Annotated in this window: 20 protein-coding genes and 7 pseudogenes; 17 read left to right on the plus strand and 10 right to left on the minus strand. The window is 51.3% G+C overall.

Translation table 11 applies throughout. The features are described 5' to 3' along the window. Positions 1 to 10: 10 nt before the first annotated feature. The 6 genes and pseudogenes from SGP1_RS15410 to SGP1_RS24590 form a co-directional block, all read right to left on the minus strand. Complete coding sequence (locus tag SGP1_RS15410; RefSeq protein ID WP_041867079.1) at positions 11 to 757, minus strand: hypothetical protein; 747 nt, start codon at positions 755 to 757, stop codon at positions 11 to 13. 183 nt (positions 758 to 940) lie between these two features. Then, entirely contained in the window at positions 941 to 1,474 is a 534-nt protein-coding gene (locus SGP1_RS15415; protein WP_011411518.1) for a phage N-6-adenine-methyltransferase, read from the minus strand. Further along, positions 1,443 to 1,685, minus strand: a complete 243-nt coding sequence (locus SGP1_RS15420) for a MarR family transcriptional regulator (protein ID WP_041867080.1) — start codon at positions 1,683 to 1,685, stop codon at positions 1,443 to 1,445. The genes SGP1_RS15415 and SGP1_RS15420 overlap by 32 nt, the downstream gene beginning before the upstream one ends. Positions 1,686 to 1,687: 2 nt before the next feature. Then, the gene (locus SGP1_RS15425) at positions 1,688 to 1,948 is read right to left on the minus strand and encodes a hypothetical protein (protein ID WP_041867081.1); all 261 of its coding nucleotides are present in this window, start codon (positions 1,946 to 1,948) and stop codon (positions 1,688 to 1,690) included. A 154-nt stretch (positions 1,949 to 2,102) separates the two neighbouring features. Beyond that, positions 2,103 to 2,583 (minus strand): annotated as a pseudogene (locus SGP1_RS24585) (replication protein P). Positions 2,584 to 2,883: 300 nt separating this feature from the next. Beyond that, a complete protein-coding gene (locus SGP1_RS24590) occupies positions 2,884 to 3,333 on the minus strand; it encodes a hypothetical protein (RefSeq protein ID WP_050747739.1) in 450 nt (149 codons plus the stop codon). A gap of 763 nt (positions 3,334 to 4,096) precedes the next feature. On the opposite strand from SGP1_RS24590, the pseudogene SGP1_RS36635 reads away from it, so the two are divergent. The 17 genes and pseudogenes from SGP1_RS36635 to crr all read left to right on the plus strand — a co-directional run. After that, positions 4,097 to 4,375, plus strand: a pseudogene (locus SGP1_RS36635) (ash family protein); the annotation flags it as partial. Beyond that, positions 4,363 to 4,500: pseudogene (locus SGP1_RS36640) on the plus strand (Rha family phage regulatory protein); the annotation flags it as partial. The pseudogenes SGP1_RS36635 and SGP1_RS36640, both read left to right, overlap by 13 nt. A 113-nt stretch (positions 4,501 to 4,613) precedes the next feature. After that, positions 4,614 to 4,706 (plus strand): hypothetical protein, encoded by a 93-nt coding sequence (locus SGP1_RS36645; protein WP_424141118.1) that lies wholly within the window; start codon positions 4,614 to 4,616, stop codon positions 4,704 to 4,706. Between the two features lie 3 nt (positions 4,707 to 4,709). Further along, a complete protein-coding gene (locus SGP1_RS15445; protein ID WP_041867082.1) occupies positions 4,710 to 4,916 on the plus strand; it encodes a hypothetical protein in 207 nt (68 codons plus the stop codon). A 198-nt stretch (positions 4,917 to 5,114) separates the two neighbouring features. After that, positions 5,115 to 5,408, plus strand: a complete 294-nt coding sequence (locus SGP1_RS15450) for a hypothetical protein (protein ID WP_158302416.1) — start codon at positions 5,115 to 5,117, stop codon at positions 5,406 to 5,408. Then, positions 5,408 to 6,283, plus strand: coding sequence for a phage recombination protein Bet (gene bet / locus SGP1_RS15455; protein ID WP_011411521.1), 876 nt, complete (start codon positions 5,408 to 5,410; stop codon positions 6,281 to 6,283). The genes SGP1_RS15450 and bet overlap by 1 nt, the downstream gene beginning before the upstream one ends. Continuing rightward, positions 6,283 to 6,965 (plus strand): annotated as a pseudogene (locus tag SGP1_RS15460) (lambda exonuclease family protein). The gene bet and the pseudogene SGP1_RS15460 overlap by 1 nt, the downstream one beginning before the upstream one ends. A gap of 128 nt (positions 6,966 to 7,093) precedes the next feature. Beyond that, positions 7,094 to 7,297 carry a hypothetical protein gene (locus SGP1_RS15465; RefSeq protein ID WP_041867084.1) on the plus strand — a complete coding sequence of 68 codons (204 nt, stop codon included), beginning with the start codon at positions 7,094 to 7,096 and terminating at the stop codon, positions 7,295 to 7,297. A 15-nt stretch (positions 7,298 to 7,312) separates the two neighbouring features. Then, positions 7,313 to 7,834 carry a DUF551 domain-containing protein gene (locus tag SGP1_RS15470; RefSeq protein WP_041867085.1) on the plus strand — a complete coding sequence of 174 codons (522 nt, stop codon included), beginning with the start codon at positions 7,313 to 7,315 and terminating at the stop codon, positions 7,832 to 7,834. Next, positions 7,831 to 8,010, plus strand: a complete 180-nt coding sequence (locus SGP1_RS32040) for a hypothetical protein (protein WP_041867086.1) — start codon at positions 7,831 to 7,833, stop codon at positions 8,008 to 8,010. The genes SGP1_RS15470 and SGP1_RS32040 overlap by 4 nt, the downstream gene beginning before the upstream one ends. Next, positions 8,011 to 8,475, plus strand: coding sequence for a helix-turn-helix transcriptional regulator (locus tag SGP1_RS15480; RefSeq protein ID WP_011411522.1), 465 nt, complete (start codon positions 8,011 to 8,013; stop codon positions 8,473 to 8,475). A gap of 126 nt (positions 8,476 to 8,601) precedes the next feature. Further along, positions 8,602 to 8,844: an excisionase gene (locus SGP1_RS15485; RefSeq protein ID WP_041867087.1), complete on the plus strand. Its 243-nt coding sequence runs from the start codon at positions 8,602 to 8,604 to the stop codon at positions 8,842 to 8,844. Beyond that, a complete protein-coding gene (locus SGP1_RS15490; RefSeq protein WP_011411523.1) occupies positions 8,828 to 9,952 on the plus strand; it encodes a phage integrase Arm DNA-binding domain-containing protein in 1,125 nt (374 codons plus the stop codon). The genes SGP1_RS15485 and SGP1_RS15490 overlap by 17 nt, the downstream gene beginning before the upstream one ends. Before the next feature lie 222 nt (positions 9,953 to 10,174). Beyond that, a complete protein-coding gene (gene cysK, locus SGP1_RS15495; RefSeq protein WP_011411524.1) occupies positions 10,175 to 11,140 on the plus strand; it encodes a cysteine synthase A in 966 nt (321 codons plus the stop codon). A gap of 405 nt (positions 11,141 to 11,545) precedes the next feature. Beyond that, positions 11,546 to 11,803, plus strand: a complete 258-nt coding sequence (ptsH, locus tag SGP1_RS15500) for a phosphocarrier protein Hpr (protein ID WP_011411525.1) — start codon at positions 11,546 to 11,548, stop codon at positions 11,801 to 11,803. A 50-nt stretch (positions 11,804 to 11,853) separates the two neighbouring features. Further along, positions 11,854 to 13,581, plus strand: a complete 1,728-nt coding sequence (gene ptsI, locus SGP1_RS15505; protein ID WP_011411526.1) for a phosphoenolpyruvate-protein phosphotransferase PtsI — start codon at positions 11,854 to 11,856, stop codon at positions 13,579 to 13,581. 41 nt (positions 13,582 to 13,622) lie between these two features. Then, on the plus strand, positions 13,623 to 14,132 hold the full coding sequence (gene crr / locus SGP1_RS15510) for a PTS glucose transporter subunit IIA (protein ID WP_011411527.1): 510 nt from the start codon (positions 13,623 to 13,625) through the stop codon (positions 14,130 to 14,132). Positions 14,133 to 14,481: 349 nt separating this feature from the next. Here the strand turns inward: crr and SGP1_RS15515 are convergent. From SGP1_RS15515 to SGP1_RS15530, 4 genes and pseudogenes are all read right to left on the minus strand, one after another. Next, positions 14,482 to 15,832: pseudogene (locus tag SGP1_RS15515) on the minus strand (ATP-binding protein). 47 nt (positions 15,833 to 15,879) lie between these two features. Further along, positions 15,880 to 16,559: pseudogene (locus SGP1_RS15520) on the minus strand (response regulator transcription factor). A gap of 153 nt (positions 16,560 to 16,712) precedes the next feature. Beyond that, positions 16,713 to 17,600 carry a cysteine synthase CysM gene (cysM, locus tag SGP1_RS15525; protein ID WP_011411529.1) on the minus strand — a complete coding sequence of 296 codons (888 nt, stop codon included), beginning with the start codon at positions 17,598 to 17,600 and terminating at the stop codon, positions 16,713 to 16,715. Positions 17,601 to 17,806: 206 nt separating this feature from the next. Continuing rightward, positions 17,807 to 18,808: pseudogene (locus SGP1_RS15530) on the minus strand (alkene reductase). Between the last annotated feature and the right edge of the window lie 158 nt (positions 18,809 to 18,966).

Here is an 18,966-nt window from a genome sequence, read left to right on the forward strand (position 1 = left end):
CTCATGATCTTTAAGCGACCTCAGTGCCGTGAAGAAGCTGACGTAAAGCTGCAACGCCATTTGTGTTGTAGCGGAACGCTTCGACCTGCTTACTGGAATGCGCGGATTTATCGAGAAAGAATTTCCCATACTGCTCAGTTTTCAGGTTGTGCGCATTAGCGATCCTGCCGATTTTGTTGGCGGATACATCGAGCATTTCGCCGACTTCGCTGGCGCTGTAATAGTGCTCTTTAAGAACGGGCAGCGGCACTACTGCCTGTCCTAACAAAGGATTAACCAATGACGCTACAATAACCTGATTGGCTGATTCACTAAGGTTGGGACACATTGCCATCAACTCACGAGCAGATGCCAAGTTCCTTTCGAGAGCTTGTGCTCGCAGTTGATCTGCCTTGGCAAGACGGTATTCAACCAGGCCGCTACCTGAACGCCTTTTTTGAATATATGCTTCCTGCATTGCTTCAAGTTTATCGACCAAAGCGCGGCGTACCGCTTTCGATTCACGAGCAGCGACGCGGAGCGCCTGCTTGATACTCATCTCAACAATATCGATTGTGGCGCCGTTTTTTTGACCTACAAAAATTTTGTAGGTCTCGCCATCCAATTCGTCTTTGATTCGCTCAACAAAAACATTGTTATGCACCATACTTTCTGCACAATCCTTCCGCGCCGAATTGACCATCTCAAGCAATGATTGGCTATCGATGCTTCTATCAGTGACAAAGCCATGATTAACTGATAAATTATTAGAGATCACGTTAATACCTCGCATGAATATTTAAGTTAGCATTGACTTGACCGTTAGCAAATTGTTAACGGTCCTTCTTCCACAAAACGCTCTGTACGGCTTCACATTCTGTTTTCTCGCTTAAACCTATTCCATTCCGTCTCTCATCAGATAACGGCTCCTGACGCCATGGGCTGCGATATCTGGCCTATATCACGCTGCAACTTCGCGTACCGCTTCAGTCCCGATGCGAATAAGATCGCTTTTGTCTACCGTGGTGAACTGGCAACGGTTTTTAATAAACGGCCTCCAGATAAACAACAGGCTCCCCTTGCTGTTACCGTTCTTGCCGCACACCCCGGTTGCAGCGCTGATGAACGACAACCTGCCCCCGGTAATAACGCGCACCTCGTCGACGCTTTCCAACCCCATCCTGAACCAGCCCGTTGAGGTATCAGAGGGAAGCAGCATCACAATCGTCTGCTTCTGTACCGCACACTGCTCGGCGGCCTTACTGACCCACGGCGTGATGTTGCTGTAGGGCGGGTTGCAGAAAATTGCACCCCGGGTGTGCCATTCGCAATTCAGGGCATCATCCTCTTCGGTCAAATAGCGGCGACACAGGGCGTTGGCGAAGTCAGCTGCAGCATCAAGGCCGAACCCGAACTCTGCATCCAGCGCACGGAATATCTCGACCGGTGTTTGCCATTTGTCCTTACATGCTTTTGGCGTTTGGCTGACTATCATTTTTTCTCACCGCCAGTAGTAATTTATCGAACCGGTAAACAAGATTATTTCGGCAATATTTCTCGGCGATCAACTCGCGAACAACCTTGCTGATATTGGAGCCATCGGTATGCAACGCGGCAGCCAGATCAAGGCGATTCGTTCCGTCATTCGCTTTGATATAATCGAGAACCTGCCGCTTGAGCTTTTCTCGGGGTCGGCACTGAGTCATGTTTATAAGATCCCCTTCTGCTGGCGAGTACGCGCCTCCACCTTGATAAAACGATAGTTGTCGTCAGTATTGAACGTACTTAGCACCAAATCCCAGTGATGTTCGCGGGCAATCTGGCGCAGGTGCTGATTATCTTCCCAAAACCGCCTGAGATGGCGTAATACGCACCACCGGCACACTTGATGAATCCATGCCATCAGCGACAATACCGGAGCAGCCAATACCTCTCGGGTATTAACGATATAGTTAGCAACTGCTTTCATATCAGCCCAGCCTCCTTGCGCTGCTGGTATTTGGCATACAGCAATTCGGCGGGCGTGGGGCCTGATGGATGCCTCGGCGGCGCAATGCGTTTAACAGGTGCCGGAATAACGTCACCCCGCCCTAATCTTTTTCCATTTTTGACAATAAAAATTTCTATTTTTTTCTAACCTCTTCGTCCGTCAGACGGTGTCGCCGCATGGAGTCGAAAAGGTCCGTTACCAGCCAGTACAGAGCGGCGGACTTCCAGGGATAATCCTCCGCACTCTCGTAGTCACCACGGCGTTTACAGTAGGTCAGAAACTCGCTGTAGCTCTGCCGTGGGTAGCCCGGCGTGTTGTGAATTGCCCTGCTGGCACCACGCGATGAACTGGCCCGGCGACGGCAGGAACGGCGAGGCCGTTTTTCGTGCCATCGCAAGCCCGGCCTCAATCTGCCCCATGTGGTTTATCCCGTTCTCGGCAAAGGCCATAACCCACTGTCGGCGCAGCATGTCTAAGTCATCGGCGGTCTTGATGTTTGCCATGGGCGCAGGGAAAATCTGGCGCAGCGCTTTAAAAACCTCGTTGAACAGGCGTACCGCCAGCAACTGCCGGTCGTTCAGCAGCGGCGACACGAATGTTTTTACATCAGCCATCACGGAATCTCCCTGTTAGCCCGTTGGTAACCTTGAGTGTTTGCGTCGAAGAGCCCAAAGTTTTTTGCTCAAAAAACGACCAGAAAAGTGGGTTTCAGCCACACATCCCAAAAAACCTCCTGTAAGCCTCACTACGCGTTTTTTGATCTGAGTAGCTAATGTACGTTTTAACGGAGAAAACGCCGTCACGAGCTTCTTAGGTGCCTTAAAATCGATTCCTGAACTGCAACGGAGACCGAAATTCGCCTCTTGAGCAAAACGCTTGGAGGATTGCCACCCCGGCTATTTTGACATTCCGCATCACAGAATCCCCTTGTCAATCAGCTCGTTAGCCCACTTCGTGTCGTCCCAGTCAAGTCCTGTAACTGCCTGAGCCGTGGGGGAACGCGTCCGTCCCGCCCTGTCCTGCTCACGGCACATCCAGCCACTCACGAACCGCCGGATACCCCTGCGGGTCTTCCGCCGTCGGGGCTGTGCAAGCAGCCATCCCCGCTGATTGCGAAGCTCCTGCCTGACGTCCACAGCTGGGTAGAGCGACTCGAATTCGGTCACAAGCGCCTCGGTGACGGAAAATTCACTCCCGTCGTTCAGCGGCAGCGAGATAAACATGGGTTCAGACGGGGAATGCAGACCAGCGCCCTTGCGCTGCGTGGCTTCCCCTCGCTTCGACGCACCATCGCTCAGTGGCCGCACTCCGGTCTCCGGTTGGGCATGGGATTTCGGCATCGGGTTCTGACCCTGAAAAACCATCGGGTAACTCGCCGCATGATTTTTCGCCGGCCTGGAGCTGAGTTTTTTCAGCTCCGGGCAGAAGGTGTTTATCCTTCTCTTTCTCCTTCTCCTGGCTTTGGAGGGCCTTGTAAGCCCCTTCGGAGGCCCTTGCTTTTTTTCGCCCAAATCCACGGCAATTTTCACGGCAATTTGTTAAGTGAAAACTCTGGTGGTACTTGAAAAACATTGAAAGTAAATAGTTTTCTGGCAGAGAGTCGTATAATCTTTGAATGCCGAGACACTGGTTATCTTTGGGTTTTAGATAGGCTCCGATTTGGTATTTAGCCATCTCAAATGACCCAAACCATTTCTGACTCAAAATCGTAGTGGCAAAAACCGGCCTCTACACCCCCTTGAAGCCCCTTCCATTCCCAAGCCAGTTTCATACGCAATGTGCTGCACAGGGATGTAGTACAACCCGAGCATGTTTGCATGAGGGCTGGTAAGCAAATACATCGCGACGATGAGTGCTTCCGGCACCATTTTTTTAAATCACGGCCGGTCTTACCTATCCAAAACTGTGGGGAAACCTTGCCGAAATCGCGCAATCAGAACACCTTAAATCCTTGAAACAGGCTAGTACTTAATAAAATCATTGGTTATACCTCGCTACGCCCGGCAGTAGTTACCGTAAACCGGCCTTTTTTGGAGCGCATGCAGTGCACTGATAGCCTTACTTATTTCCTTTTCAATAGACGGAGAATCGAGCAATAAGGTTATGTTCGCGTTTGGGCTTGATTCGATGATTGACGGGCGCTATAGTCACCTTGCAGCGGCAAATTCCGTTGCCGGGTTTGAGACCCCGTATATCGATCTGGTGCCAAGACACGCACCCAAAGCGTTTTTTTTGTTGCCTGTAGCCCATCATTCAATGGTGGCTCAGGCGGGGCAGCCTTCGGGCTGGCCGGATTCCAGATTGACCGGTAGTCTCAACCCCGTCTGGGCTGCCACCAATGAGCTTGAGACCTCTGGTGGTAGCAATAGATTTCTCAATCTGGAGGCTGCCATATGGCTACTACTACCCCTATCCAAACCTCGCCCGTTGTTACGATCGCTGATGGCCACGTTGTCACGACTTCAATCGCTGTTGCGGAGTATTTTCAAAAGCCCCACAAAGACGTTTTGGCAAAGATCGCACGTCTGGAATGTTCGGCTGAATTCACTGAGCGAAATTTTTCGCCCAGTGAATACACCGACTCAACAGGAAGGCAACTCTCCCCTGCTACCAGATCACCCGAGACGGCTTCGCATTCCTGGCAATGGGTTTCACTGGCAAACGTGCAGCGCGGTTCAAAGAAGCGTATATCAGCGAGTTTAACCACATGGAAGCAACGCTGCACGGGACACCGTAAGCATTGCCCAACAATCAGAAAAATGCTGTCGCTAGCCGCATCATGCTTGCCTTTGACTACACAGGCAAGATCCTGTTTACCGAAGACGTTCCCGCGGATGCTTTCGTTGGCGATATTAACAAATTCCGTTGGTTCGCCGGAAAGCTTGGCTATCTGATGTTCAAAGAAAATGAACTACTGGAAATGCTTAAAGGCGGCAGTAAACAATAATCAGCAAGAAACGTAAAAAAGCCCGCGTCAGGGCGGGCGTCTCTACCGGCTTTACGTCCCGGTGACGGCGGAGTTGGCGACCAAACCAACTCCTGCGAGGCATGACAAATGACTTCCATCATTGGACGCAGGGATTATAGACCGCTTTACGTCATCCGGCAACGGTTAGATATGAGCTTGGCTATAAAAGGAGATGAAATGAATATTGAAACCGAAAACGAAATTCGCCGCACGGTTGAAAGATTCACACCGGAGCAAGAGGAAAACCTTGCAAGAGAAGTTGAATGGTCCAACAACGAATGGAGTTATGAATATCTGGCCCAGAAATTAGCAGCGGTTATTTCAGGATGTGGAGAAAAGGCACTGCTATTAGCGATGCAAAACAATGACGAATTTATGATTGCGGTCTACAACATGGTGGCACAGGCGGTAAAAAACCAGCGATCTATTAATATGCTCTATTATCATGAAACTTTTGACGAGGTGGCGTAATGGCAAATGAATTAAATACAACCTCTGCGATTTTAGCCGAAAAAGGCGTTGATTTTGCCACATGGAGCGCACTAAAAAATAGTATTTATCCCGGCGCTAAAGATGAATCTGTCATGATGGCATTGGATTATTGCCGAGCGCGTCAGCTTGACCCATTAATGAAGCCGGTGCATCTGGTGCCAATGTATATTACAGACGCCAAAACCGGCAAGGGACAGCAAAGAGACATAGTTATGCCGGGTGTCGAACTGTATCGAATACAGGCAGACCGGTCAGGAAATTACGCAGGTGCCAAGGAGCCAGAATTTGGACCGGATGAAACAAAAATCTTTGGAGCGGATGAAACCAAAAATTTTAAGGGCATAGAAGTCACTTTTCCACAGTGGTGCAAATATACAGTATGCAAGATGATGCCCAGCGGACAGATTGTTGAGTACAGCGCGAAAGAATATTGGCTGGAAAACTATGCGACCGCAGGCAGGGATTCCAGCGCACCTAATGCAATGTGGAAAAAGCGCCCTTACGGCCAGATAGCAAAGTGCGCAGAGGCTCAGGCACTTCGCAAGGCATGGCCGGAAATCGGTCAGCAGCCCACAGCCGAGGAGATGGAAGGCAAGACGCTGGATGTTATTGACGCGCGCGATGTCACACCATCAGCAAGCCACTCAACGAGTCATAAGAGTGCAACAACTGAAACGCTGCAAGCTATCAATGACCTGCTTTTATCTCTAGACAAAACCTGGGATGAAGATTTCCTTCCCCTTTGCTCAACAGTATTCAAACGGCAGGTCAGCAAAGCGGCAGAGCTGACCGACCAGGAGGCATTAAAGGCGCTCGACTTCTTGCGGAAAAGAGCCACCAAGGATGCAGCATGATAGACGCCGACATTATTCTGTCTAAAACGGGCATAGACGTCACGCAGGTGCAACAGGGTAGCCGAAGAGTGGTTGCGCTTGCGCCTTGGCACCATAACCGCCTCAGAGGCTTCCTGCGTGATTTCCAACCCACGTTCAGGCAACAAATGGACGGATACGAAGCGGTCTTACTTCAATAAGCTGATTGCCGAGATTTGTACCGGGCAATCTCCTGAAGTGAAGGCAAGGCCGCTAGAATGGGGATAAAGAAAACGAAGAGGTAGCAAGACGACTGTTTGAGTTCACTACAGGGTTAACCGTTATCGACGTCCCCATCATATTCAAGGAGGAAGATATGCGTGTAGCGTGCTCCCCCGATGGCGACTGTAGTGATGGACTGGGACTTGAATTAAAGTGTCTATTTACATCACGTGATTTTATTAATTTTAGACTGAATGGCTTTGACGGCATCAAATCGGAATATATGGCTCAGGTTCAGTTTAGCATGTGGGTTACGGGTAAAGAAGCATGGCATTTTGCTAACTATGACCCTCGAATGAAACGTGAAGGACTTCACAACGTCATTATTGAACAAGACGATAAATATATTTCAAAGTTTGAAGAGGCCATTCCAGAATTCATAGAAAGAATGGATATGGCGTTAGCTGAACTTGGATTTACCTTTGGCGAACAGTGGAATTAACATTTCTTAATGACTAAAGATTTAACTTCATGAAGTGAAACATGAATGGTTTACTTACCGGGTTAATTGCACGCCGGGAAACCTGACTTATCGAAGAAATCGAAAAACTGGAAAGACACATTATCCAGATGGAAAATATCGCAGAGGCCGAGCGATGGAATATGATGGGTGACAACCAATTCGCTCAACATGATGCTGACAGAAAGATAATAGAAGAATATGAAAAAGGAATCCGAAATAGATTGTCGAAAGAAGAAATATTGGCGTCCCTGGTGAACAATGCACTGCATAGAATGAAACCAATCAACACCTTTTATCACACCAATCATTAATAAAAGGAATGCCGAATGAATGTATTTTTTGCATGGTGTCCTGAGAACGGAGAAGATTTCGACGATGGACATGAGATAGAAGCAGGTAGTCCAGATGAAGCCGCTGAGATATGGGCCGAGCTAGACGAGGAATATAAAATTATTAGTGGTAGTTGGTCACCTGAACTATGCGTTGCTGAACAAGATGGTACTATCCATCATTTCAAAATACACGATGTCATGATGCCATCATATTACATCCATAAAATTCAGAATGAAGAGGTATTACTTGCCCGGTTTGCGCTAGCCTCTCTTGATGGGCCGAACGAAAACTGCGATGCAGAAAAAAATGGGTGGATTGCTTGCGGCGAGCAAATGCCAAAAGATGGGCTGATGCTTCTTGTAACCGGCAATGGGCATATTGATATTGCATATTTTGATGACGGAGATTGTCAGGGATTTTTAAATGGGTACGTAACTCACTGGATGCACCTGCCAGATTTACCAACTGTAAATACATTATTGCCAAATTCAGTGAAAAACGGGGGTGCGGCATGAACGAATCTTCGATGTACACCTGCATGCATCTGACCACGCCTTGTGCGGTAACGAGTAAGAACGGTCTTCCGTTTTTCAATCAGGCGATGAAGGCGTTATTGCTTGATTCACCTTTGGCTCTTGAGCTGTTTCGAGCGCAAGAGGAAAAAGCCCGCGAAAGTGGTCAATTTTTCTAGGTGCAGAATGTCCAGCCCTATGGCCCTGAGCAGACGCTGCAGCCCTACCTTTTCGATTTCTGCCCGCAATTTGACTGCGTTGATGACCAGTCGAAGGACGTGGAATTCGAGTGCATCGGCACCATCTGCCATGCGCGCCCGTTCAAGTTTGGCTCGACGCTGGAATGCGTAGATGGGGAAGCGCCGCGCCCGGCGATGTTTGAGCCTGATACGCTATTTACGCCAAGCGAACAGCAAATCGTGTTCTTTGCCTTGCATAACTTGACCAGCAAGGAGACCGGACGGCGGCTGGGTATCTCTCATCGCACAGTTGAAAACAAGCTTCAAGATATTTATCAGAAGACCGGAACGCATTGTAACAGGGGGCTGGCGATGTACTGCCGCGAAAACGGGACGGACCGCTATATCCCACCGTCTTTGCTGTCGCCATCGAGCCACGTTCTGAATAACTACGGGGCGCAGTAACGCTGCGCCGAACTGATAGTAATGTAGCATAATGCACTAGCAATTTTTAAAAACTGATTTTCAAAAATCAAAATCAATCCGGACAGCATATTTAGTATGTTGAACGGTCGTATTGAGGTATGACCAATGGCACGTATGCAACGCATAAAAGATTGGGCTAACGATGAGTTTGGTGAAAATCCACCAAGTTATGCAACTCTTTTATTTTATGCAAAAAATAAAATGATTTTCCCTCACCCTAAAAAGGCTGGGCGAACATGGTGGGTCGAAAAAACCGCACGCTTTGTTGGCATCTCCAATAAACCCATTATAAAAAAAGACGATGATGACCGTTTAAAAAGGATTCTCTCAGATGGGACGTCCACGTAAATATAACGTCACTATTCCTGGCTTGTCGTGCTTTATCGACAAGAGAACAAAACGTGTTTACTGGCGTTACAAGCACCCTGTAACCGGCAAATTTCACGGGCTTGGAACAGATGAAGACTCTGCCAGAGAAATTGCAGTAGAGGCTAACACTCGTCTAGCTGAACATAAGATGGGACAACTATTTACTGCTCGTGACAATATCAGTAAACACATTGGAGAAGGTATTTCTGTTAGCGGTTGGCTTGACCGCTATTGGGAAATACAAGAAGAGCGTCAACGGATCGGTGAAATCAAAGCCATTACCGTCAATCAGAAAAAAAATCCTGTTAACGTGATGCGTCAACATCTTGGCAATAAGATTATTTCAGAAGTAACTGTGAGAGATGTAACAGAGATATTGAATGATTATAAAATCCGTGGATTAAATGGAATGGCTAAAGTAGTGCGTAGCCTAATGATAGATGTTTTTAAAGAGGCACAGCAAGCAGGAGAAGTTCCCCCCGGATACAACCCTGCACAAGCATCTCGGCAGCCACGAGTTAAAGTTGAACGTCAGAGGTTAGCACTTGAAGAATGGAGAGGTATTTATGACCGTGCAGGTTCGTTACCGCCTTACCTACAGAAAGCAATGCTACTCGCTATAGTCACGGTACAAAGACTTGGGGATATATCAAACATGAAATTTTCTGATGTATGGGATAATCATTTGCATGTCATTCAGAATAAAACCGGATCACGTATTGCCATTCCCTTATCTATTCAATGCAAAGCCATTAATATTACTTTATCAGAAATTATTTCCATGTGCCGTGATAGCATTGTCAGCCCATATCTTTTACACCATCATCATTCAGTAGCTAGAGCAAAACGCGGTGGCCGAATTCAAGAACAAACAATCACTGGCGCGTTTAGTGCCGCTAGAGATGCGAGCGGCATCAAATGGAAGGAAGGCACACCTCCAACATTTCATGAACAACGTTCTTTATCTGAACGTTTATACAGAGAGCAAGGAATAGATACGAAATCGTTGCTTGGCCATAAAAACCAGCAAATGACCGATAAGTACAATGATGATAGAGGCCGTAATTGGACTGTGATTGCTGTGTAATTGATTGGATAAAAAACATACAATTTTGCAGAAGGGTTTTGCAGAAGAAAATGATAAATCCCTTAACCATATGAAACATCTATTGTTATTTCGTGTTTGGGAATAAAAAACTTATTTCTTAATAACATAACGATATACGATTCTGTCACTTCCACCCCTATGCTGAAAGGGTATGCTTTGCTGAAAATCCCTTTCTTTCGCACCTGAACTATAGGACTGGTCATGAGCAAAATTTATGAAGACAATTCACTGACTATCGGCCATACTCCGCTGGTCCGTTTAAATCGTATCGGCAATGGTCGCATCCTGGCGAAGGTGGAATCCCGCAATCCCAGCTTCAGCGTCAAATGCCGCATCGGCGCGAATATGATCTGGGATGCGGAAAAACGGGGTGTGCTAAAACCGGGCGTAGAATTGGTGGAGCCCACCAGCGGCAATACCGGTATCGCCTTGGCCTATGTGGCGGCGGCCCGCGGCTACAAACTGACGCTGACTATGCCGGAAACTATGAGCAGCGAGCGCCGCAAGCTCCTCAAGGCTCTGGGCGCCAATCTGGTGCTGACAGACGGTCCGAAAGGGATGAAAGGCTCCATCGCCAAGGCAGAGGAGATTGTCGCGACCGATCCTGCGCGTTTCTTGATGCTGCAGCAGTTCAGTAACCCGGCCAACCCCGCCATCCACGAACAGACTACCGGTTCGGAGATTTGGCAGGATACCGACGGCGAAGTGGACGTGTTTATCGCGGGCGTGGGCACCGGCGGCACGATTACCGGCGTTAGCCGTTATCTGAAAAATACCCAGGGTAAGAATGTGTTCACGGTCGCGGTGGAGCCGACCGACTCCCCCGTCATCACCCAGGCGCTGGCCGGCGATGAAATCAAGCCCGGCCCGCACAAAATCCAGGGGATTGGCGCCGGCTTCATCCCCGATAATCTGGACTTGAAGCTTATCGATCGGGTAGAAAAAATTACCAACGATGAAGCGATCAGCACCGCGCGTCGTCTGATGGAAGAAGAAGGCATTCTGGCCGGCATCTCCTCCGGCGCCGCCGTTGCGGCAGCATTGAAACTGCAGGCCGAGGAGGACTTCGCCAACAAGACTATCGTGGTGATCCTGCCCTCTTCCGGCGAACGTTACCTCAGCACCGCCCTGTTTGCCGATCTGTTTACTTTACCTGAATTACAATAACGCCCGCTATAGCCGGTTTGTTGAAAAAAGCACCCGCCAGGGTGCTTTTTTGTGGGATGGATCATACTTTCCACCCACCGCGAATTGATTTTGTTGGTCCTGTCTTGTATTTAAGCGGACAATTATTTCGTAGTATTAAATTAATCATGATATTTATTATACAGAAAACAGAAACGCTCGCCGGCCTATAGATTTCCGACGAAAAGCGGCATAATGATTAATGTCAAAAGCAATCATGCCCCTGGATGGCGTGATTAAGCAATTAATGCTGTGACGCACTGTCAGGACGAGTAACGCCTACGATTGCGCCACAGACTCCACGACAACCATATAGGCTAAAGTGAACCTTTAGGCTAAACTTTAGCCCCATAACACTGATATCATCTAATAAGTTGGGGAAATAAAATGTACCAGCAAGAAGTTACGATTACTGCTCCTAACGGTCTGCATACCCGTCCCGCCGCCCAGTTTGTCAAGGAAGCTAAAGGCTTTAGTTCCGAAATCACCGTGACCTCCAATGGCAAAAGCGCGAGCGCCAAAAGCCTGTTCAAACTGCAAACCCTAGGCTTGACGCAAGGTACCGTCGTAACTATCGCCGCGGAAGGCGAGGATGAGCAAAAGGCGGTAGAACATTTGGTTAAACTGATGGCAGAGCTCGAGTAATATACGGCCCGGTCTTTTAAGTTAACATGTGTCATTAGTAAGGTAATGTTATGATTTCAGGCATTTTAGCATCACCGGGCATCGCCTTTGGTAAAGCGCTGCTACTGAAGGAAGATGAGATTGTCATCAACCGGAAAAAGATCACCGCGGACCAGGTTGAGCAGGAAGTTGAACGTTTTCTTGCCGGACGTGCCAAAGCTTCCGCGCAATTGGAAGCGATCAAAACCAAAGCGGGTGAAACCTTCGGTGAAGAAAAGGAAGCCATCTTCGAAGGCCATATCATGTTATTGGAAGACGAAGAGCTTGAGCAGGACATCATAGCCCTTATCAAAGAAGATCTCGCCAGCGCGGATGCCGCAGTCTATTCCGTGATTGAAACGCAGGCCAAAGCGCTGGAAGAACTTGATGACGAATACCTTAAAGAACGCGCCACCGACGTGCGCGACATCGGTAAACGTTTATTACGCAACATCCTCGCGATGCCAATTATCGATCTGAGTGCCATCAGTGAGGAAGCCGTACTGGTCGCGGTGGATCTGACGCCGTCGGAAACCGCGCAGCTGAATCTGGATAAAGTTCTGGGTTTTGTCACCGATATCGGCGGCCGGACGTCCCATACGTCAATTATGGCGCGCTCGCTGGAGCTGCCGGCTATCGTGGGAACCGGCAACATTACCAAGCAGATCGCCAACGGCGATTATCTGATTCTGGATGCGATCAATAACCAGATCTACATCAATCCCGAACCGGCGGTGATCGAAGAGTTGAAAGCGCTGCAAAGCCAGTACGCCGCCGAGAAGAGCGAGCTGGCCAAACTCAAAGATCTGCCCGCCGTCACGCTTGATTGCCATCAAGTCGAAGTCTGCGCCAATATCGGTACCGTGCGCGACGTCGCGGGCGCCGAGCGCAACGGCGCAGAAGGGGTAGGCTTGTATCGCACCGAGTTTCTGTTTATGAACCGCGATTCCCTGCCGGGCGAAGAAGAGCAATTTCAGGCTTACAAAGCGGTGGCGGAATCCATGCCCACCGGCTCTATTATCGTGCGCACCATGGATATCGGCGGCGACAAAGATTTACCCTATATGAATTTGCCAAAAGAGGACAATCCGTTCCTCGGCTGGCGCGCCATCCGCATCGGGCTGGACCGTAAAGAAATGCTGCACGCTCAGCTACGCGCCATCCTGCGCGCCTCGGCGTTCGGCAAACTGCGCATTATGTATCCGATGATTATTTCGGTAGAAGAAGTGCGTACCCTGAAGCAGGAACTGTCGCTGTTGAAAGGCCAACTGCGTGAAGAGGGTAAGGCCTTCGACGAGGGCATTGAAGTCGGCGTGATGGTAGAAACGCCCGCCGCTGCGGTTATCGCACGCCATCTGGCACAGGAAGTCGATTTCTTTAGTATTGGGACAAACGATCTGACCCAGTATACTCTTGCCGTGGATCGCGGTAATGAGCTCATCTCTCATCTGTATAATCCCATGTCTCCGGCGGTACTGACATTAATCAAGCAAGTCATTGACGCGTCTCACGCTGCAGGCAAATGGACCGGCATGTGCGGCGAGCTGGCGGGAGATGAACGTGCTACACTACTGTTATTAGGGATGGGACTGGATGAATTCAGCATGAGTGCTATCTCTATCCCGCGCATCAAGAAAATTATTCGCAATACCAATTTTGGCGATGCAAAGGCATTAGCAGAGGAAGCATTAGCTCAGCCAACAGCGGAAGAGTTGATGAATCTAGTCAACAAATTTATTGAAGAAAAAACGCTCTGCTGATTTCACGACGCTGACCCGATATAAATGCTTAGGAGAAGATCATGGGTTTGTTCGATAAACTGAAATCTCTGGTTTCCGATGACAAGAAAGACACGGGAAGCATTGAAATAGTTGCACCTCTTTCGGGGGAAATTGTAAACATTGAAGATGTTCCTGACGTGGTTTTCGCTGAAAAGATCGTGGGCGATGGAATCGCCATCAAGCCCAGCGGCAATAAAATGGTCGCCCCGGTAGACGGCACGATCGGTAAAATTTTCGAGACTAATCACGCTTTCTCCATCGAATCCGACAGCGGCATTGAGCTGTTTGTTCATTTCGGTATCGATACCGTTGAGCTGAAAGGCGAAGGATTCCGCCGTATTGCTGAAGAAGGTCAACGCGTGAAAAAAGGTGACGTTGTGATTGAGTTCGATCTGCCGTTGCTGGAAGAAAAAGCGAAATCGACCCTGACACCGGTGGTTATTTCCAATATGGATGAAATCAAAGAACTGGTGAAATTGTCTGGCAGCGTCGTGGTCGGCGAAACCCCGATCATCCGCATCCGCAAGTAGGCCCACGCTTTTCTTTCGTCCCCATCGCGGGCATAACGCTAACGGCGCTCAATGAGCGCCGTTAATTTTTTCGCCGCGTCTTACAGCGATACGCTGTCGTACAGGCAACAGGATCGCAAGGGGAAAGGATGCCGGCCCAATCGCCCAATCCCGTCAGACACCGCCATGCCGCGTATACCTGAGCCAGCAACAAAGTCGGAGGGATCCCGATGTGACGTTCTTACCGGCGCAGCGCGCTTGTAGCATCAAGCTCCGCTAAGCCCCAACATGCTCGTCGCCGCAGCAATACTATCGTATCAAGAGCCGACGGCGAGCGCCGCCCTGACAACCGCGGTCAACCCGAAAGCGGTTACTGCCAGTACGGTAGCCGCAGATGAATTTGCAGCCCGCCCTCGCGACCATTATGCGCCTCGACCGATCCGCCGTGTGCCAACAGTACCTTTCGGGTGATAGCCAAACCCAGGCCGTAACCTTTACCGCTTTGGGAAGAATTCAACCGCACGAAAGGATCGAAAATGCTGGAGAGTTTTTCTTCGGCGATGCCCGGCCCCTGATCCGCCCACACTAATCGTCAGCAGACGATCTTCCGCCGCCAGCATCACCGCAATCTCTTGCCCCGGCAAGGAGAAACGCAACGCGTTGCGCACGATATTTTCCACCGCGCGGCGCATCATTTCCGCGTTGCCTTTGACGGTATAATCCGCCGGCTGCCGGGCGGTGAGCGTGATGGTTACCTTGGTGAGCTGCGCCTCGTAGCGGGCATCATTGACCACCGCCTCTACCAGCCCCAGCAGATCAAAATACTCCTCCGTCACCATGCCCTGATGCTCCGCGCGTGAAAGCGCCAGCGACTCCCCCCACCATGCGGTCAAGGCGCTCAGCTTCCTGCTTGATACGTGCCAGAGAGGTGTCCACATTCGCCGGTTTCTGATGCGCCAGTCCTATGGCCAGCTGCAATCGGGCCAGCGGCGTGCGCAGTTCATGGGAAATGTCATCAACAGCGCCTCGCGCGCCGCGACCAAAACCTGTAGCCGCTCGGCCATGGCGTCAAAATCCTTGGACACTTCGGTTATCTCATCGTGGCAGCTGCGCATAATGGGGTGCAGGCGCACCGACAAATCGCCCAGCGACACGCGCTCAAAGGCGCTACGTAGCTGGCACATCGGGCGAGTTAGGTTCCACGCCAGGAGAAAACTGAACAGCAAACCGCCAGTCAATCCCAGCCAGAACAGCGGGCTGCGCATATTGAGGATGTTGCTTCTATGGCCATTATGATACAGCCTGCATAAGTTTTCAACGTCATAATGCAGCAGATATTGCTGCCCATCGGCTGCCGTGACCTGCCTGTTGGCAATACGTTCCAGCCGCTGCAACGCCGGGTATCCCGGCGCCCCATGTCGAGTGGCGGCAGGTGCGGTGCCGTCATCGACGGCCCCTGCCCCAGGCACGGCAACAGGACTCGCGCCCTTGTCGGTGGAGTAGGGATCGCCCCCTGCTATCGTTCTGGTTTCATCGGCGGCGTCGCTTAGCGCCGTGGCGGTCAGCAGGGTCTGCTCACCGTCCGCTTTCAGCGCCGACTCAGCCGATACCATCTGCAAATTGATAAAGCGCCGGGCGATAGATTCTTCCGACGGTTCATGGCGGTTGCCGTACAGGATGAAAACAACCCACAGCCCCTGGGTAATCAGTAGAAAAATCAGCTAGAACCATAGCAGGATCTTCCAGAACAAACGCCCGCGTAGTCTCATCAACGGATCCGGTAACCGATACTGCGTACCGTTTCAATACCCAGGCTGCTGCCGGGCAACAGTGACAGTTTTTGGCGGATATTGCTGATGTGCACATCAACGCTGCGATCATAGGCTTCGCGGCACCGACCCAGCCCTTTTCCGACAGGTCATCTTTGGATACCACCCGGTCGGGCGCGCGGATAAGCAACTCCAGCAGGTTAAATTCAGAGGCGGTAAGGTCAAACGGTTTACCCTGCCAGAGACTGGTGCGGGTCGCGGGGTTCAGCAGCAAATCGCCAAAACTCGCCACGCCCGCCTCGGCCGGCTGCTCCGGACGCTCGTCGAAACGGCGCAGCACTGCGCGCAGCCGCGCGACCAATTCACGGGGATAACAGGGCTTGGGCATATAATCGTCCGCCCCCATTTCCAGGCCGATGACGCGATCAATATTATCGCCTTTCGCGGTCAACATGATAATCGGCATGCGGCTACTCTTGCGAACCTGGTGCAAAACATCGGTGCCGCTCATATCCGGCAGCATGATATCCAGAATCATAGCGGTATAGTCGCCGGAAAGCGCGCCGTCCACACCTTCCTGGCCGGTTAGCACCAATGTTGTATCAAAACCTTCCGCGGTCAGATATTTGCTCAGCATTTTGCCCAGTTCCCGATCGTCATCAACCAGCAAAATTTTCATTTTCTCTCTCCACATACCACGCCATTGCTCTCCTGCGTTATCGCCAGACAGCCTTCCTTATTTCACCAGGCCAGAGACCTGCCACTGTTTGACCTGCAACAGGCAAAAAGGTGCTGCCAAAGGCCCCAATTAGACAAAAAGACTGTCGCAACGTCAGTCTGAGTGAAAAATGCCCGTGGACAGATAACGATCGCCACGATCGCAGCAGACGGCGACCACCAGACTGCCCGGCGCCTTCGCGGCCACGCGCAATGCGCCGGCTACCGCGCCGCCTGAGCTGACGCCGCAGAAAATGCCTTCTTCCCGGGCCAGACGGCGCTGGGTGTTTTCCGCTGCCTCTTGGTCGATATCCAGAGTCAAGTCCACCAGCGTAGGGTCAAAAATAGCCGGCAGGTAAGCGGACGGCCAGCGGCGGATGCCGGGAATGCTGCTGCCCGGCGCCGGCTGAAGCCCGACGATGGTCACGTCCGGCCGCCGGAATTTAAGAAATCGGCTGACGCCCATGATGGTGCCGGTGGTGCCCATGCTGGAGACAAAATGACTGATGCGCCCGTCGGTTTGACGCCAGATTTCCGGACCGGTGGTGGTAAAATGCGCCAGCGGATTATCGGGGTTATTGAATTGATCCATGACTTTCCCACCCGTCGCCTGAGCAATGGCGCGTGCCCGATCGCGCGCGCCCTCCATGCCCATGACGTGATCCACCAAAATCAATTCAGCCCCGTAGGCGCGCATCGCCTCCTGCCGCTCGATACTCATATTGTCCGGCATCAGTAGTTTCAGGCGATAGTCCTTCAGCGCGGCAATCATCGCTAGGGCGATGCCGGTATTGCCGCTGGTCGCCTCAATTAACACATCACCGGGCGCAATCTCGCCGCGCCGTTCCGCCTGCTGGATCATGGATAACGCTGCGCGATCTTTCACCGATCCCGCCGGATTGTTGCCTTCCATCTTCAGCCAGATTTCGCCGCCGCCGGCGGGAGCCATACGCTGGAGCTTTACGAGCGGGGTGTTGCCTATGCAATGTTCAAGCGTCTTCACGGCCTGGGGTTCCCAATAAAAAAAACAGGCGACCGTACGGCCGCCCTGTTAGTCGTGCAGTGAGGTAACACGCGACTTGCGCAGCGTCCCCCTCCGTCCTTACCAAATAGTATCAGATTCCCACCATAAGAAAAGCGGGCGCGGCCTATACGCGGCCTCGTGGGAAGACGCCACCCGACGCAGCCCATGACCAAACGGCTACACCGTTAGCAGGCGATCTGATCCTTTAAGGCCGGATAATCGGTATAGCCCTCAGCGCCGCGGGCATAGATAGTCTGCGGATTGACTTCGTTCAGCGGCGCCTTATCACGCAGACGCGCCACTAAATCCGGGTTGGCGATATACAGTTTGCCGAACACCACCGCTTCAGCCGCACCCGCAGCGTTGGCGCCAGCCGGTTGGGGAAATCCAGCGCCTCGCGTGCGAAAATAAAGGCCAGCCCGCGCGCATTCAGCTCCCGCGCCACATATCTGAACATCGCTTTGGGATCGGAATCACGCATGCTGTGGGTATATGACATCAAGTTGAGATGCACACCCCCCAGGCGATCGGCGGGCCAGACGGTCAAAAGCGCGTCTACCTTCTCCAATAAAAAGCGGGTGCTGTTGGCTATCGAACGGCCGTAGCGATCGGTGCGTTTATTGGAGCCGTCATGCAGAAACTGGTCGAACAGATAACCATTGGCGGCATGCAGCTCGACGCCGTCAAAGCCGCTACGCTTGGCATTCTCCGCCGCCCGCCGATAGTCGTCGACGATCCCGGCGATCTCGTCGGTGGACAGCGCACGGGGCGTAACATAGTTTTTTTGCGGACGGATCACCGAGAAAAATACCTCCGGCGCAATCGCACTGGGAGCGACCGGCAGTTCCCCGCCAAGGTAAACGGGATCAGATATGCGCCCCACGTGCCACAGTTGGCAGACGATCTTACCGCCGGCCTGATGTACCGCCGCCGTTACCCTTGCCCAGCCCGCTGTTTGTTCGGCCGACCAAATCCCCGGGGGATTGGGGTAGCCGATCCCCTGGGGCGACACCGAGGTCGCTTCGGTGACGATAAGTCCCGCGCTGGCACGCTGGGCATAATATTCCTGCGCCAGCTCCCCCGGGCACACGCTGATCATCGGCGCGCATCCGGGTCAGCGGTGCCATTACGATACGGTTAGCTAGCTCAATAGCGCCAATCTTCACGGGTTCAAACAGTTCAGCCATTACTCACCTCGATAGGGAATTCAATTTTCAACCACAAATATGACGGCCTTCGGCCACCGTCCGCGCCAGGTCAGCCCTTAGTATTATTGTTTACCCTACTATTAAGCCGCAAATGCCGCTGATGACTTTAACTGCACGGGCTTTTCCTCCCTGTGCAT

The sequence above is a fragment of the Sodalis glossinidius str. 'morsitans' genome, from assembly GCF_000010085.1.
Taxonomy (GTDB): domain Bacteria; phylum Pseudomonadota; class Gammaproteobacteria; order Enterobacterales; family Enterobacteriaceae; genus Sodalis; species Sodalis glossinidius.

Bases quoted from the DNA above. Each gene is read 5' to 3' on its own strand.
- SGP1_RS15415 (WP_011411518.1), bottom strand. From the start codon at position 1,474: ATGATAGTCAGCCAAACGCCAAAAGCATGTAAGGACAAATGGCAAACA.
- SGP1_RS15420 (WP_041867080.1), bottom strand. From the start codon at position 1,685: ATGACTCAGTGCCGACCCCGAGAAAAGCTCAAGCGGCAGGTTCTCGAT.
- SGP1_RS15425 (WP_041867081.1), bottom strand. From the start codon at position 1,948: ATGAAAGCAGTTGCTAACTATATCGTTAATACCCGAGAGGTATTGGCT.
- SGP1_RS24590 (WP_050747739.1), bottom strand. From the start codon at position 3,333: ATGGTTTTTCAGGGTCAGAACCCGATGCCGAAATCCCATGCCCAACCG.
- SGP1_RS36645 (WP_424141118.1), top strand. From the start codon at position 4,614: ATGGGTTTCACTGGCAAACGTGCAGCGCGGTTCAAAGAAGCGTATATC.
- SGP1_RS15450 (WP_158302416.1), top strand. From the start codon at position 5,115: ATGAATATTGAAACCGAAAACGAAATTCGCCGCACGGTTGAAAGATTC.
- bet (WP_011411521.1), top strand. From the start codon at position 5,408: ATGGCAAATGAATTAAATACAACCTCTGCGATTTTAGCCGAAAAAGGC.
- SGP1_RS15465 (WP_041867084.1), top strand. From the start codon at position 7,094: ATGGAAAATATCGCAGAGGCCGAGCGATGGAATATGATGGGTGACAAC.
- SGP1_RS15470 (WP_041867085.1), top strand. From the start codon at position 7,313: ATGAATGTATTTTTTGCATGGTGTCCTGAGAACGGAGAAGATTTCGAC.
- SGP1_RS32040 (WP_041867086.1), top strand. From the start codon at position 7,831: ATGAACGAATCTTCGATGTACACCTGCATGCATCTGACCACGCCTTGT.
- SGP1_RS15485 (WP_041867087.1), top strand. From the start codon at position 8,602: ATGGCACGTATGCAACGCATAAAAGATTGGGCTAACGATGAGTTTGGT.
- SGP1_RS15490 (WP_011411523.1), top strand. From the start codon at position 8,828: ATGGGACGTCCACGTAAATATAACGTCACTATTCCTGGCTTGTCGTGC.
- cysK (WP_011411524.1), top strand. From the start codon at position 10,175: ATGAGCAAAATTTATGAAGACAATTCACTGACTATCGGCCATACTCCG.
- ptsH (WP_011411525.1), top strand. From the start codon at position 11,546: ATGTACCAGCAAGAAGTTACGATTACTGCTCCTAACGGTCTGCATACC.
- ptsI (WP_011411526.1), top strand. From the start codon at position 11,854: ATGATTTCAGGCATTTTAGCATCACCGGGCATCGCCTTTGGTAAAGCG.
- crr (WP_011411527.1), top strand. From the start codon at position 13,623: ATGGGTTTGTTCGATAAACTGAAATCTCTGGTTTCCGATGACAAGAAA.